This is a genomic window from Arthrobacter sp. MYb227, from assembly GCF_002975435.1.
Classification (GTDB): Bacteria; Actinomycetota; Actinomycetes; order Actinomycetales; family Micrococcaceae; genus Paeniglutamicibacter.
Window position 1 is genome coordinate 148,749 of record NZ_PCPT01000006.1, and the last position, 13,873, is coordinate 162,621.

Here is a 13,873-nt window from a genome sequence, read left to right on the forward strand (position 1 = left end):
ATGACCGCACAGATTCTAGATGGCAAGGCGACGGCCGCCGCCATTAAGGCCGAACTTACCGACCGCGTTGCTGTGTTGCGGAGCAAGGGTATTACCCCGGGCCTTGGCACCATCCTTGTTGGCTCCGACCCGGGCTCCACCTGGTACGTGGGTGGCAAACACAAGGATTGCGCAGAAGTTGGAATCAAGTCCATCCGTGTCGACCTTCCGGAAGAAACCAGCCAGGAAGATTTGCTGGCCAAGGTTCGCGAGCTCAATGAGAACCCGGAATGCACCGGCTATATCGTTCAGCTGCCACTTCCCAAGCACATCGACCAGGACGTCATCCTCGAGGCAATGGACCCGAACAAGGACGCCGACGGACTACACCCAATGAACCTGGGCCGTCTGGTGGCCAACGTAAACCGTCCGATGGCCTCCCCGCTTCCTTGCACGCCTAAGGGCTGCGTGGAATTAATGGAACGTCACGGCATTGACCTCAATGGCAAGCGCGTTCTAGTAGTTGGCCGCGGAGTGACAATTGGTCGCCCCATTGGTTTGCTGCTCACCCGCCGCGATATCAACGCAACGGTGATCCTAGCCCACACCGGCACCAAGGATTTAGCCGCCGAGCTGGCAACCGCCGATGTGGTCATCGCAGCTGCAGGTTCCCCGCACATGATCAAGGCCAAGGACCTGAAGCCAGGCGCCATCGTGCTTGACGTTGGTGTGTCGCGAGTCAATGACGAAAACGGCAAGGCAGTTGTCACGGGCGACGTTGAGCCCGCTGCCTACGAAGTTGCCTCGTGGATCTCCCCGAACCCCGGCGGTGTGGGCCCGATGACTCGTGCCATGCTGCTTGCCAACGTGGTTGAATCAGCCGAGCGCGCCGCGGGACTTTAGTCCGGCAGCAGAAACGTACAACGGCCGTCGTGCCGGATCCTGCCAAGGGGTTCGGCACGACGGCCGTTTTGCTTAGGTGTACGCCCCTTGGTCCCGGATCGGATGCCGCCTAGGGTGGGGGATGAAGCCCGGAACTCCCTTGCTGTAGAGGTGGTGCACCGGAGTTCCTGCCGGATACGGGCCACCATGAAAGGCTTTTCTATGACACCCGCAATTCGTGCCCGGCGTTTCCACCTCCTCCCGGCCCTGACCATGGTGGGTGTGGCTGCATTGGCACTTGCCGGTTGCAGCGGTCAGACCCCACCGCAGTCAACTGTGACGGTGACAGCCACGCCAAGCCAGTTACCAGTACCCGAAAGCCCTACAATAAGCACCCCCGCACCAAGCACGCCAACGGCAGGCTCATCCCAAGACACCGGAGCCACAGCTGCCAGTACTCGGTACGCAGCACTTGCCAAGGCCGCCCAAAGCGCCCAAAGCGCCATCGAGGGAACCGTGACATCCATTGAATCCAAGGATGCCGGAACCTGGGAAGTCTCGGTATTCACGAAGCAAGACACCGAACATGAGGTGCATATCTCGGCCGATGGGACAACAGTGCTATCCGGCCCGAGTGAACAGCGCCTAGGCTCCAACGTCCTGCAACGGTACAGGTCCTTGGTGGATTCGGCGAAGATAGACGTCATTGCCGCGGCGCAGATGGTGGAAAAGGAATCACCGCAGGGACTCATCGACGAACTTGACTTAGATTCCTGGCGTGGCACCACCACCTGGGAGGCCGAGGTCAAGGAAGATTCCCAGACCCGAGAGATCTATCTTGACGCGATGACCGGCGCGGTATTGAAGAACGAGCTTGACTAGCGACCCAGTAATCGGGAACAGCTCCGGTGTAGATAGGCCGAGCGGCACAGACGGAGCCAGATACTCCCGTTGGTGTACAGCACACTACGGCCGCAGGTGGACGACCGTGAGGCTCAGTAGGCAGTAGTCTCGACTCATGACCAACCGACGCCGTCCGCCGCTGGGAATCTTGCCGGTGGTTCTGGCGGTTATTCAGATAGTTGGCACCCACTTTGCGGCACACCGTGTGGGGCAAACGGTTTCTTTGCCCGCAGCTCTCTTGCTGCTCGCAGGGCCAGCATTGTTATTGCTGCGTCGGAAAGTTCCAGGACCCATGGTGGCGGGCATTGCCGCGGTGACGGTGGGATACATGGCAGCGGGCTTCCCCTGGGGCCCGTTTCCCCTCTCCTTTGCCACAGGCCTTGTCCTGGCCGTGTTGGCCGGGGCCCGCTGGTGGGCATGGGGGAGTGCAGCGGCTGCAGGATTCGGGTTCCTGCTCACGGCCCTGCAACACGGACAAAGCACACGTGTCTTCTTTGTGCTGGTGTGGCTGATCGTGGTCCTGCTGGCCGGCGAGCTGGGGCGCAGCGCCAAGGCCCGGCGGGACGAATACCGCAAGGCGGCTACCGAGCGGGCCAGGCACCAACGCGACGAGGAGAGGCTGGTGTTGGCCCGAGATATCCATGACGTGGTGGCCCACTCGCTGTCCATGATCAATGTCCAAGCCTCGGTGGCCCTCCACCTGGCCAAGAACAACAAGGATCCGCACCTCATGTACGAGGCGTTGGAAAACATCAAGGCCGGGTCCAAGGAAGCGCTTGTGGAGGTCCGCGAGGTGCTCGCCGTCCTGCGCTAGGATGCGCCCCGAGTTCCCAGCCAGCGGCTGGAACAGCTCGGTGAACTTATCCAGCGGGTCCGCGGTGCCAATCTGTCGATCGCTTTCACCCCGCCGGTGCTGCCGCCCCCGGATTGGGTCGACGAGCGAGTGGAAAACATCCTCTACAGGGTCGTGCAGGAATCGCTGACCAACGTGGTACGCCATGCTCATGCCAGGAACGTCATGGTGGCCGTGGAACTCGATGGCGAACACGCCTCCGTGGGCATCACGGATGACGGCGTTGGCATGGGAGCCGCCGCCGAGGGCAACGGAATCGGCGGCATGCGCGAACGTCTGGGTACCCACGGTGGAATGCTGGAGATCACCCCGGCCTGGGTACCGGGAAGTCCTACACTGGGCACCCGCATCGTGGCGTGGCTACCGGCGCCCGGAAGCCAGCATGTCTAGGAACCACACCAAAAAATCAGCTGAGGAAACGCAGGTAAGTGCATGATCGGCATACTCATCGTCGATGACCAGTCATTGATCAGAGCAGGTTTCTCGGCCTTGCTGGGCGCGGAGGACGACATAGAGGTGCTTGGACAGGCCTCCAGCGGAGTGCAGGCGGTAGCCCAAGCCCGCGCACTGAAGCCGGACATCGTGCTCATGGACATCCGCATGCCGCAGGGGGACGGCATCACCGCTGCGGCAGCGATCAGCGCGGAGCCGGAACTGGAACACACCCGGGTCATCATGCTCACCACCTTCGAACTTGATGACTACATCCTGGACTCCATTCGTGCGGGGGCCTCCGGGTTCCTGGTCAAGGACACCGAACCGGAGGAGTTGATTGCCGCGGTGCGGATCGTGGCCGCGGGCGACTCGCTGCTCTCTCCCTCGGTGACCCGCAAACTGCTGGCCCAGGTCGCGGCCAGCACGCCGGCGAAAACACCAACCGAACCCAGCGCACTCCAGATACTGACCGATCGTGAGCGCGAGGTCCTGCTGCTGATCGGCACCGGGAAAAGCAACACCGAAATTGCCGAGCAGCTCTTCATCGCTCCGCTGACCGCCAAGACCCATGTCTCGCGCATCATCGGGAAGATGGGCGTGCGAGACCGGACTGGATTGGTGGTCATCGCCTACGAGAGCGGGTTGATCACCCCAGGTGCGTTGCCGAAGGTGCAGGCGCCTCGCCGGAACCCGAACTAATCCAGAAGCTCCTTATGACTGCACCGCAGGGAGTACATCCGGTGCCCCAAGGTGTCTCCCGAGGGCCGATGCGGCAACACTCGATGGGGAAGAAAATGGATACATGAGGCGAACCGCCTCGAATCCACCATCAATGCTTTGAGGAGCACCCCAAAATGACAACCACGATTCTTCCGGCCCTGGCCGCAGCAATGCCCGCCCACGGGTGGGGACCGGGTTACGGACCGGGCTGGTTCATCCTGATCCCGATCTTCTGGATCCTGCTGATTGGTTTCTTCATTTTCTTCAGCCGCCGGATGTTCTGGCGCCACCGGGTACAAGGTGACCCGCATACAGCAGAGGGAGTGCTACGTGAACGTTTTGCGCGCGGTGAAATAGACGAAACAGAGTACCTGCAACGGCTCGAGGTATTGAGGTTACACACTAAATAATCGGCGATCCCTGCACGATAGGGTTGGCTGGATTGCGGGTGGATCGTGACACGGAGTTCAGTCAACTCGGCGAGTCAAAACTATCGTGTGACGCAAGCCATATATTCCAAATATCTTATGTGTCGGCATTATGGCAAGGTGAGAAAAATCCTTGAAATATAGGCATTTGCGGGAGATTGACCGATAGTATCGCAAAAGTTCATGCCGATTTCAGCATCAAAAATATGGTGTCATCACGCAACGATCAGGTGGTTCACATCGACTAGCCGTATGCTCAATTACATAGGAACCGAGACTTTCAGTTCTTTCGACTGAATTTGTCGCCCAACTGGCTCCCCGGGAGTGACCCTTGAGCAGTTCGAGTTCCACCCTGACCCCCCCAGCTTCAGAAAAACGTGTTGCACGTGGAACTGCCGGGTCAAACAACTACCGCCACCTGAAAGTCCGAGTCCGCGACGCAGGCCTCCTGGGTCGACGCAAGGGCCACTACCTTGGTATGGGGATTGTCTTAGCAGTTCTCCTCGGCGGTGCCGTCACCGGATTCATCCTGTTAGGGGATAGCTGGTATCAATTGCTCATTGCGGCAGCGGTAGGAATCCTTCTGACTCAGTTCGCCTTCCTTGCACATGAGGCGTCACACCGGCAGATCTTGACCTCGGGGCCGGCCAACGACAAAATTGGTCGATTCTTGGCCAACTTCGTAGTTGGCATCAGCTATCAGTGGTGGATGAACAAGCACAATAAGCACCACGCCATGCCAAACACCGTTGGCAAGGACCCGGACATCGAATTCGATACGATTTCGTTCCAGACCGAGGATGCCAAGAAGGCAACGGGCCTGCTGAAATGGATCACGCAACGCCAGGGTTACCTATTCTTCCCGTTGTTGACCCTTGAGGGGCTCAATCTTCACCGGCACTCAATTGTCTACTTGTTTACCGGTGAACGAGTCAAGGACCGTCGTCGCGAGATAATTTCGATCTTCATTAGACTTTCTCTCTATGTGGCTGCCATCTACATCTTCCTACCCGTGGGCATCGCTTCGGCCTTCATCGGCGTGCAGCTAGCGGTATTTGGTGTTTACATGGGCGCCTCATTTGCGCCCAACCACAAGGGAATGCCAATGATCCCCAAGGAATCACGCATTGACTTCTTTTCACGTCAGGTGCTGACAAGCCGTAACGTTATGGCTCGCACAGCCTTTGGCAACAGAGTCCTGTCCCACGTTTTCGGCGGCTTGAACTACCAAGTTGAGCACCACCTCTTCCCCTCGATGCCACGTGCCAACCTGGCTCCGGTGGCAAAGATTGTGCGTGAATACTGCCACGAACTCAAGGTTCCCTACACGGTGGCCTCGGTGACCCAGTCCTACGCTCAGGTCATTGTCTACCTGAACAAGGTGGGCCTTTCGGCGCGAGATCCATTTGACTGCCCGATGGTTGGCGAATTCCGCCCATACTAGGGTTGTGAATAGCTTCCACACGTTTAACGACGCCCATGATGCTCGCAGCAGCGAGCGTCATGGGCATCGTTCGTTAAGCGTTGCTGCAATGTTTTTGCCTTGTTCTCAAGCAGGCTAGCTCGGTGACTCATTTCACAATGAGTCCTTTTGTGCTCGAATGATAGGACTGCCGCACGATCTGCGGCAAACCCGAATACTTATCTCACTAGCGGAAACTTGACCTCTCGAGCGCGACCTAAAACCCGCACGATATCAGAGATGCGGCCTTGTGCGTGGCACTTTTTGCACATCATGCACCCGCCGGCAAAAATAGCGTCGCAGATTGTTTGGCGAATTAGGTTAGCTATACCTAAGGTTGGACAAAGAGGTGCCGCTCACACCGAGCTGTACCTAAGAAACCTTCCCCTATGAGAAAGTTTCGTCACATGACGATTCGAAAAAATGTTGACAGGCCTAGCCATCATTGCCACGGCGACCCTTGGTCTTACCGCATGTTCAACCGGTGACAAGGCTCCCGCAGCATCGGACGCCGCAGGGATTACTGTCTACAACGCACAGCATGAAAGCCTGACCCAGGAGTGGGTAGATGCCTTCACCAAGGAAACCGGCATCAAGGTCACTGTGCGCAACGGATCGGACACAGAACTTTCGAACCAGATCATCCAGGAAGGTAAAGCCTCACCCGCAGATGTATTTTTGACCGAAAACTCCCCAGCCATGGCGCAGGTTGAGAACGCGGGCCTATTCGCCGATATTGATGCAGCAACCATCGCGCAGGTTCCGACCGACTTCCGTCCATCCACCAATAAGTGGACAGGAATTGCAGCACGCTCCACCGTGCTGGTCTACGATGCCAAGAAGATCAGCGCAGACCAGTTGCCGAAGTCGATGCTGGATCTGGCAAAGCCAGAATGGAAGGGCAAATGGGCGGCCTCCCCAACCGGTGCTGACTTCCAGGCAATCGTTGCCGCTCTGCTTGAGCTCAAGGGTGAGGAAGTCACAATGCAGTGGCTCGCGGGAATGAAAGAAAACTTCATGGCTTACAAGGGCAACTCGACCGCCATGAAGGCCGTGAATGCCGGTGAAGTAGACGCCGCATTGATCTACCACTACTACTATGGGGATCAAGCCAAGACCGGAGAGAACTCCAAAAACGTCACCCCGTACTACTTCAAGAACCAAGACCCTGGAGCATTCGTCTCGGTATCCGGTGGTGGAGTCCTCGAGTCATCAAAGCACTCGGCCGAAGCCCAGCAATTCCTGAAGTTTGTAACGGGCAAAAGCGGCCAAGAAGTCTTGAAGAGCGGGACCTCATGCGAATACCCGGTAGGTTCCGATATTGCCGCCAATGAAAAACTTGTGCCACTGAAGGATTTGCAGGCCCCGAGCATTGACCCGGCCAAATTGAACTCGGCCAAGATCGTTGAACTTATGACCAAGGCAGGACTGCTTTAGCACCGATGAGCAAGACTCAACCGACACCCACCAACATACGGGAGTCGAACATGGCGGGTGGGGGCACAAGCCCCCCGCCCGCCATGGGGCATTTCGAGCCTGGCCATTTTGGCGATCCTTATCGCCTCGTTTTCACTGATTCCACTTGCCTATGTCATCTACATGACAGCCACCACCGGGTGGGAAACCGTCATTGAGCTAGTGATCCGACCACGCGTTGGCGAACTACTGCTGAACACCATCTTATTGGTGTTGCTGACCGTCCCATTGTGTCTGGTGCTTGGGGTTGGCGGAGCCTGGCTGGTTGAACGCACCACGCTGCGCGGCTACCGCTGGTGGGCCCTTGGACTTGCCGCCCCACTGGCGATTCATGGATTCGTTAACAGCTATGCCTGGGCCTCGGCGATTCCATCGTTGGCTGGGCTTAGCGCCGGAACATTGATAGCCACCCTTTCGTATTTTCCCCTGATCTACATTCCGGTGGCAGCAACCCTTGGCAGACTTGACCCAGCGATCGAACAATTGGCTGCTTCGCTAGGACTAGGGCCCTGGGCGGTATTTTTCCGCGTGGTGTTGCCACAATTACGGATTCCCATGGCCGGCGGAGCCTTGCTTGTCTCATTGCATCTGCTCTCCGAGTACGGAGCGTTTGCGATGATTAGGTTCGATACCTTCACCACCGCCATCATGGTGCAATTCCAATCCACCTTTAACGGCGCCGCCGGAAACATGCTTGCAAGTGTGTTGGTCTTCCTCTGTATGATCCTGCTTCTCGCCGAGGCCAAAGCCCGCGGAAATGCACGGTATGCCCGGGTGGGCTTTGGTGCCCAAGGATTGGCCACCCGACTACATCTGGGGCGCTATGAGATCCCTGCTCAATGCTCGCTCTTGGGCCTCACCCTAATGGCAGCCGGGGTGCCCATGTATTCGGTGACCCGTTGGCTGATTGCCGGGGGAATTGAGGTGTGGGAACCAGCAAAATTGATTCCTGCGCTGACACAAACCATGGGCTATGGCCTAGCCGGTGCGTCACTGACGTGTATCGTTGCCTTCCCCATGGCTTTTCTTGCGGTTCGTCACCCAAACTGGTTCAGTAAACTTCTTGAGCTTTCCAACTACATCACCAGCTCGCTACCCGGAATCGTGGTTGGCCTTGCCTTTGTCACGGTCAGCATTCGATTGGTGCCGGGAATCTATCAGAGCGCCTACGTGTTATTGGCCGCCTACATTTTATTGTTCTTGCCACGCGCCTTGGTGAATCTTCGTTCCGGGCTGGCCCAGGCACCTCGGGAACTTGAGGAAGCCGCAAGGTCACTTGGACGTTCGCCAACCATTGCTTTCGTCAAGGTAACTCTGCGACTGACCGCCCCGGCAGCCGCCGGTGGAGCAGCACTTGTCTTTTTAGCAATCGTCAACGAGCTAACCGCAACGCTCTTACTAGCACCAAATGGCACCCGCACCCTGGCCACAGCGTTCTGGGCCAAGAGTAGTGAGATCGATTATGCGGGTGCTGCTCCCTACGCATTGCTGATGATCCTGATCGCGGCCCCCATGACTTACCTGCTGTTCCAGCAATCAAAGAAAGCAGCCGGACAATGACCGAAGCAGCACCCAGACCTCACAAAATAACCGGGTTGATGCCCACGGTGACTTTCTTGCGAACCACCGAATTAGTGAAGAGCTTTGGTGCCAAACAAGTGCTCAATGGCGTGAATCTTGCCATTGCCGAAGGAGGAACCACAGCAATCGTGGGTCCCTCGGGATCAGGAAAGACAACTCTGCTGCGTTTGATTGCGGGCTTTGAAAATCCCGATGGTGGAACTATCGAGCTCAATGGTTATAGCGTTGCCGGCAATGCATGGGTACCAGCGCACAAACGCGAGATTGGATATGTGGCCCAAGACGGAGCGCTGTTCCCGCACCTGAGTATCGCCCAGAATATTGCTTTTGGTCTTGAACGCCAGTGGGCAAGCGGTGGACGCACGGCACGAGCCAAGCGTGTTGCCGAATTACTGGATATGGTTTCGCTCGAATCCTCAATGGGCGCGCGTAAACCACACGAAATTTCCGGAGGTCAACAACAACGGGTTGCCTTGGCCCGAGCCTTGGCACGTAAACCCAAACTTATGCTCCTTGATGAGCCCTTCTCAGCATTGGATGCAGGACTTCGGGTCGCCACACGTAAGGCAGTTGCAGATGTGCTTCATAAGGCGGAAGTGACAACAATTCTTGTAACTCACGATCAGGGGGAAGCTCTATCGTTTGCCGATCAAGTGGCCGTCATGCGCGGTGGAACCTTGGCACAGACCGGTAGCCCATTCTCCGTCTATACGCGTCCCGCAGATCGAGATACAGCCGAATTCCTAGGTGATGCGGTAATCCTCGACGCGATGCTGCAAGGCTCCCTGGCCGGCTGTTCACTTGGCTGGATCCCGGTACGCCACGCAACCATTCAAGGTCAGGTACGGCTAATGCTGCGCCCCGAACAGATTAGAATTACCGCAGATGGGCCCATCAAGGGAACCGTGGTGGATACCGTCTTTTTCGGTCCAGAGACAACTGTCCGCATTAAACTTTCCCCGGTTGAAGGTGTCATTGGAGGCGGAGAAATCATCACCATTAGACACTGGAACGCGGCAATGGCTAGACCCGGGATGAAATTAAACCTGCGGGTTATTGGTGAAGGCGTTGCCTTCCCTACCGAATAAAGAAGACACTCTTGGCACTGGATTCAACCTCGCCCGTGAAGTCATGATCTATGAGGGGTGTGCGGTTGGCGTCTTTTGCCGAAACCGAACGCGGTAAGAGTCAGGGCCGTGAGTAGGGCAGCACCAACGGCTGTCAGGGCAATGACCCACCACTGATAGTCGAATGACCAGAACCACATCAATCCGCCACAAGCAACAAGCAGTACGAAGAAGACCACAAAGAAGATTGCCGAGAGCCACATCGTGTTCTTATTCATGACTCCATCGTTGCACGAACCGGCGGCACCCCTTAGCGAAATAAAACAACGATCCCGAGCGTTTTGATTTTGTACTAGAACTGCTTGATCTAGCAAGTCATACTGGTGTGGTGATACACGGGGGTACACCCGATTCCCCGCGCCGAATAGCAAGGGGAACCACCATGATTGGAACGTGGCAGGCACTGGTTATTGACTGCGAAAATCCCGATAAATTGGCTAGCTTCTATGAACAACTTTTGGGAATGGTTCGTGTTGAAAATGACGATGATTGGGTTGGCATAGGCGATGCCCCCGACCGTCCAGCAATTGCTTTCCAACGTGTAGATCCATATATTGCTCCTGAATGGCCAGGACATGTTCATCCGCAGCAGGCTCACATCGACGTCAAGGTCAAGGATCTTGACTTGGCAGAAACTCAGGTTCTTGCCATGGGGGCAACCTCGATGGGGGCCGGGTCTAAGACCTTCCGGGTGTATCTAGACCCACAGAGTCACCCATTTTGCCTAGTTAGCTGGTAACTTTACGAACTTTGCGGCCCTGCCATAACCAGTGCAGGGCCAGCAACGGAATCATTGCTGTACCCAACCACATATAGGTGGCTCCGATGCCGTGCACTTGGGCCAAGATTCCCACGAGGAATGGGCCAAGGCCCATTCCTACATCGATACCCAGAAAAACGTTGGGGTTCCCACACCCCGCTTGCGCGAGGGTACCCGGGAGATGGCGGTTGTCTGGTCACCGGAGACCATATTTCCCCGCCTCAAACCGATTACTACTGTAGCGAGCCCTAAAATCATTCCCGAATAGCTCTGGCCCAGGCTTAATGAGCCCCATGGCGAAGAGTAAGAATCCCTGCACCAATCATAAGAGTGAATCCGCGTCGATCCATGAGCGGACCGGTAAATGCTCGGGAGCGCAGAATTGTTGCCGCGTAAATCAGGAAGAGGATAGAGACTGCGGAACCCAAGCCTCGTTCGACACCCAGTGTGGAAACAAAGGCCACCACCGTGGAATGGCCAACCATGAACAAACCACCACGCAACGCCATCGGCAGCGCAGCCGGTTCAACAATGCGTAAAAGGAAACCATGTGGTTCATTCGTGCCCGTCGACTTGGCTAGGGCCGGTGCTCGCGTGGTCAAAACCAGCAGGAATCCCACCGCCGAGGTAATGGTTCCCGTCCACACCACTGCATCAGAATTCTCGGTGTTTAACTGTAACAATCCGGTGAACGGTCCAAATGCCGGGCCCGGAACCGTTGAAGATGCAAAGTATCCGGTGCCCTCGGCTAATCGATGTGCTGGGATGCCAGAGACGGCAAGCATTGCGAGCACCGAAGAGCCCAGCCCGCCTGCCAATCCATGTATGATCCGCAAGACCATTGTGAGTGCCAATGAATCCGTTGCCAGATAAAAGTGTGGACGGATGATGAACACCAAAGCAGGTCAGCAACACCAACCGCTGCATCAACGGTCCGGCTCCGAAACGAGCAAAGATCGTACCAATGACAAAGATACTTGCGCTTGCTCCACCTCATGACGTCGCCAACGGCGCAGCGTGCTATCGCGTATAATGCAAAAGTTGAAAGAAACGGGTGGACGTTGACGAAGACAGCGATGTTTGCGGAGCAAGCCAAGCCGAAATCATGGCTCTATTAGGCGTGCTGAGGCGGTTGAAGCTCAAGGCTGGTCACTTCGTAAGCCCACAGGTCGGTGCGTTGTTTAGCTTTCAATCTCACTGAATGTCCCTTGGGCAAGCAGCGCAGCTTGCAACCGTGAGTTGACCCCAAGTTTGCTTAGTACCCGTGAGACATGGGTCTTTACCGTCGTCTCACCGATTCCTAGGGTGCGGCCGATGCTGTAGTTACTGAGTCCGGCACCCAATTGGCGCAATACTTGTAGTTCGCGTTCGGTGAGTACCTCGCGTGGGTCGACCTGTGACTCCACTAACGGTTCGGGAATTTGGGATTCTAGCGCGGCAGAGACAAGTTTGCGAGTGACCTCTGGGGAAATTACTTGATCGCCGTTCACCACCGCGTGCATAGCATCAATGATGCTTTGTGGTGAAGCTGTTTTGAGTAAGAAGCCCTGTGCTCCGGCACGTAAGGCGCCAAAAAGATAGTCATCATGATCAAAAGTCGTTAGCACCAGAACCTTTGCCAGGCCCTGCCCGGTGATCTGTTCGGTAGCCGCAACACCGTCCATGACCGGCATCCGAAGATCCATTAAGACAATATCCGGGCGCAACGCGCGGGCCATTGAAATCGCTGAGGACCCGTTCTCCGCTTCGCCAACAACTACAAAATGTTCTGCAGACTCAACAACCATGCGCATGCCCACACGGATAGCAGCATGATCATCAACGAGTAGCACCGTGATAGCTGTGGCCGGTGGATCCTGAATGGTCTGCTGCATTGAAAATAATCCTTAGGTCAGGGGGTAGCGAGGTGGCTAATAATTGCGAGAGTGATGACTAGTGCAGGAGTTCTTCTGCGGGAAGAAACATATTTAGGACGAATTGGTTTCCCGTGTTTGTTGCATGGAATCGTCCGCCAAGTTCGGTACTTCGGGCGTGCATGCTGCGCAACCCGGTCCCCGTGCCGAGCACAGATGTCATCCTAGTTTTTCCGGGATCGAGATGGACCAGCGGGTTACTTGCAGTGAATTGCACTGAATCGTCAACAAGTTTTAGCTCCAGTTTGAGTTGGCTATTGGGGGCGTGCTTGGAAAAGTTGATAAGTGACTCATTCGCGGCGCGATAGAGTGCGGCCTGTATCGAGGCACCAAGTTTCTTTCCGTTTTGGGGTAAGTCATTGCTGTATTCCACCTGTTCCCCGGCAACCGTATAGGTCGAAACAAGAGCGGGAATATCGGCAAGTGTTCCAACAGGTGTCAAGGGAGACCCCTGATGCAACATCCGAATCATTGAATTGAGTTCTTCGATCCCTTTAACGCTTTGGACACGAATCTCCTCCATGACTTTGGAATTTAGTTCGGTGTTATTTGGTGAATTTAGCGCCGCGCCACTTTGTAAAGCGATTGCCGAGAGTCGTGCCGAGAGCACATCATGGACCTCCCGTGCCATGGAGGTGCGTTCCTCGGTCAGTAACATGTCATGTTCTCGCGCCTGGGCTTGGGCCTGAATGGTGGCCGCGTGGGCTGTAGCTTCAGCTGTTTGTCGTTCACTGACAGCCAGATCTCGTGCTTTGCGTACATTCCCTGCCCATTCGGCTGGCATCCATATAGTTGCGCCCGCCAGCAGGCCCGTCGTCACAGTTAATGCCACCGAACCGGTAACGAAGTACATAAGCACCACCAACAGACCGGTCAGCACCAGCGCACCATGCTCGGTAAAACGAGAAAGACGTGCACTGCCCAAGAGCACTAGGGTAAATACGGCCTCAAAAAGTAAGAAGAACCCTGCCGTATTTCCCAATAAAAACAGCCAAATGCCACAGAGCGCAATAATTGCTGCAAACACCGGAACCTGAATTCGGCGCAGCAGGATTGCTACGCAACCAATGGCCAGTGGAAGCGGCCACCACCAAGAGAATTCTTCGAGCAACGAATGCGAATAATTGGAGAATCCAGCGGAGAAAAAAATCCAAGTGAGGACCGCATAGAGCAATGCGGGGACCAGATCTTCCACGAAGATCTTCCCCAATCGGAATGCGGGGGCCGAACGCCCCACCGGGGTAAGTGCTGACACCCTTTCATCGTGCTGGTTTCCGGAGATAAAGCCAAGGGCGGCACACGCTTATCCTCCGAAAGTAGGACAGTATTGTGGGTCCTTTGCCTGACGCGGAAG

Annotated in this window: 16 protein-coding genes; 11 read left to right on the forward strand and 5 right to left on the reverse strand. The window is 56.1% G+C overall.

Annotated elements, in window-relative coordinates; all coding sequences use genetic code 11:
* The 10 genes from CQ018_RS13475 (at position 1) to CQ018_RS13520 (ending at position 9,807) form a co-directional block, all read left to right on the forward strand.
* Positions 1-882, forward strand: a complete 882-nt coding sequence (locus CQ018_RS13475; protein WP_105550518.1) for a bifunctional methylenetetrahydrofolate dehydrogenase/methenyltetrahydrofolate cyclohydrolase — start codon at positions 1-3, stop codon at positions 880-882.
* Between the two features lie 201 nt (positions 883-1,083).
* Entirely contained in the window at positions 1,084-1,743 is a 660-nt protein-coding gene (locus CQ018_RS13480; protein WP_181149891.1) for a PepSY domain-containing protein, read from the forward strand.
* Positions 1,744-1,879: 136 nt separating this feature from the next.
* Positions 1,880-2,578: a histidine kinase gene (locus tag CQ018_RS13485; RefSeq protein WP_105550520.1), complete on the forward strand. Its 699-nt coding sequence runs from the start codon at positions 1,880-1,882 to the stop codon at positions 2,576-2,578.
* Between the two features lie 96 nt (positions 2,579-2,674).
* Entirely contained in the window at positions 2,675-3,007 is a 333-nt protein-coding gene (locus CQ018_RS19880; RefSeq protein WP_219844060.1) for a sensor histidine kinase, read from the forward strand.
* A 42-nt stretch (positions 3,008-3,049) separates the two neighbouring features.
* Entirely contained in the window at positions 3,050-3,751 is a 702-nt protein-coding gene (locus CQ018_RS13495; protein WP_105550522.1) for a response regulator transcription factor, read from the forward strand.
* A 155-nt stretch (positions 3,752-3,906) separates the two neighbouring features.
* On the forward strand, positions 3,907-4,182 hold the full coding sequence (locus CQ018_RS13500; RefSeq protein WP_105550523.1) for an SHOCT domain-containing protein: 276 nt from the start codon (positions 3,907-3,909) through the stop codon (positions 4,180-4,182).
* A 349-nt stretch (positions 4,183-4,531) separates the two neighbouring features.
* Positions 4,532-5,644 (forward strand): acyl-CoA desaturase, encoded by a 1,113-nt coding sequence (locus CQ018_RS13505; protein WP_181149893.1) that lies wholly within the window; start codon positions 4,532-4,534, stop codon positions 5,642-5,644.
* Between the two features lie 441 nt (positions 5,645-6,085).
* Positions 6,086-7,099: an iron ABC transporter substrate-binding protein gene (locus CQ018_RS13510; protein ID WP_105550524.1), complete on the forward strand. Its 1,014-nt coding sequence runs from the start codon at positions 6,086-6,088 to the stop codon at positions 7,097-7,099.
* A gap of 57 nt (positions 7,100-7,156) precedes the next feature.
* Positions 7,157-8,698 carry an iron ABC transporter permease gene (locus CQ018_RS13515; protein ID WP_258142612.1) on the forward strand — a complete coding sequence of 514 codons (1,542 nt, stop codon included), beginning with the start codon at positions 7,157-7,159 and terminating at the stop codon, positions 8,696-8,698.
* A 38-nt stretch (positions 8,699-8,736) separates the two neighbouring features.
* On the forward strand, positions 8,737-9,807 hold the full coding sequence (locus tag CQ018_RS13520) for an ABC transporter ATP-binding protein (RefSeq protein WP_258142617.1): 1,071 nt from the start codon (positions 8,737-8,739) through the stop codon (positions 9,805-9,807).
* Positions 9,808-9,848: 41 nt separating this feature from the next.
* Here CQ018_RS13520 and CQ018_RS13525 read toward each other — a convergent pair whose 3' ends face one another.
* Positions 9,849-10,064 (reverse strand): hypothetical protein, encoded by a 216-nt coding sequence (locus CQ018_RS13525; protein ID WP_105550526.1) that lies wholly within the window; start codon positions 10,062-10,064, stop codon positions 9,849-9,851.
* A 164-nt stretch (positions 10,065-10,228) separates the two neighbouring features.
* On the opposite strand from CQ018_RS13525, the gene CQ018_RS13530 reads away from it, so the two are divergent.
* Positions 10,229-10,585 (forward strand): VOC family protein, encoded by a 357-nt coding sequence (locus tag CQ018_RS13530; protein WP_105550527.1) that lies wholly within the window; start codon positions 10,229-10,231, stop codon positions 10,583-10,585.
* Here CQ018_RS13530 and CQ018_RS20095 read toward each other — a convergent pair.
* The 4 genes from CQ018_RS20095 to CQ018_RS13545 all read right to left on the reverse strand — a co-directional run bounded on the left by CQ018_RS20095 (position 10,575) and on the right by CQ018_RS13545 (position 13,774).
* Complete coding sequence (locus CQ018_RS20095; RefSeq protein ID WP_181149894.1) at positions 10,575-10,721, reverse strand: hypothetical protein; 147 nt, start codon at positions 10,719-10,721, stop codon at positions 10,575-10,577. The genes CQ018_RS13530 and CQ018_RS20095 overlap by 11 nt on opposite strands.
* 166 nt (positions 10,722-10,887) lie before the next feature.
* Positions 10,888-11,502, reverse strand: coding sequence for an MFS transporter (locus tag CQ018_RS13535; protein ID WP_105550528.1), 615 nt, complete (start codon positions 11,500-11,502; stop codon positions 10,888-10,890).
* A gap of 285 nt (positions 11,503-11,787) precedes the next feature.
* The gene (locus CQ018_RS13540) at positions 11,788-12,480 is read right to left on the reverse strand and encodes a response regulator transcription factor (protein WP_105550529.1); all 693 of its coding nucleotides are present in this window, start codon (positions 12,478-12,480) and stop codon (positions 11,788-11,790) included.
* Between the two features lie 58 nt (positions 12,481-12,538).
* Positions 12,539-13,774 carry a sensor histidine kinase gene (locus CQ018_RS13545; RefSeq protein ID WP_105550530.1) on the reverse strand — a complete coding sequence of 412 codons (1,236 nt, stop codon included), beginning with the start codon at positions 13,772-13,774 and terminating at the stop codon, positions 12,539-12,541.
* Positions 13,775-13,873 lie beyond the last annotated feature (99 nt).

What these genes read in the sequence shown, in the direction of transcription:
- CQ018_RS13475 (WP_105550518.1), top strand. Translation starts at nt 1, where the DNA reads ATGACCGCACAGATTCTAGATGGCAAGGCGACGGCCGCCGCCATTAAG.
- CQ018_RS13480 (WP_181149891.1), top strand. Translation starts at nt 1,084, where the DNA reads ATGACACCCGCAATTCGTGCCCGGCGTTTCCACCTCCTCCCGGCCCTG.
- CQ018_RS13485 (WP_105550520.1), top strand. Translation starts at nt 1,880, where the DNA reads ATGACCAACCGACGCCGTCCGCCGCTGGGAATCTTGCCGGTGGTTCTG.
- CQ018_RS13495 (WP_105550522.1), top strand. Translation starts at nt 3,050, where the DNA reads ATGATCGGCATACTCATCGTCGATGACCAGTCATTGATCAGAGCAGGT.
- CQ018_RS13500 (WP_105550523.1), top strand. Translation starts at nt 3,907, where the DNA reads ATGACAACCACGATTCTTCCGGCCCTGGCCGCAGCAATGCCCGCCCAC.
- CQ018_RS13510 (WP_105550524.1), top strand. Translation starts at nt 6,086, where the DNA reads ATGTTGACAGGCCTAGCCATCATTGCCACGGCGACCCTTGGTCTTACC.
- CQ018_RS13520 (WP_258142617.1), top strand. Translation starts at nt 8,737, where the DNA reads ATGCCCACGGTGACTTTCTTGCGAACCACCGAATTAGTGAAGAGCTTT.
- CQ018_RS13525 (WP_105550526.1), bottom strand. Translation starts at nt 10,064, where the DNA reads ATGAATAAGAACACGATGTGGCTCTCGGCAATCTTCTTTGTGGTCTTC.
- CQ018_RS13530 (WP_105550527.1), top strand. Translation starts at nt 10,229, where the DNA reads ATGATTGGAACGTGGCAGGCACTGGTTATTGACTGCGAAAATCCCGAT.
- CQ018_RS20095 (WP_181149894.1), bottom strand. Translation starts at nt 10,721, where the DNA reads ATGGGCCTTGGCCCATTCCTCGTGGGAATCTTGGCCCAAGTGCACGGC.
- CQ018_RS13540 (WP_105550529.1), bottom strand. Translation starts at nt 12,480, where the DNA reads ATGCAGCAGACCATTCAGGATCCACCGGCCACAGCTATCACGGTGCTA.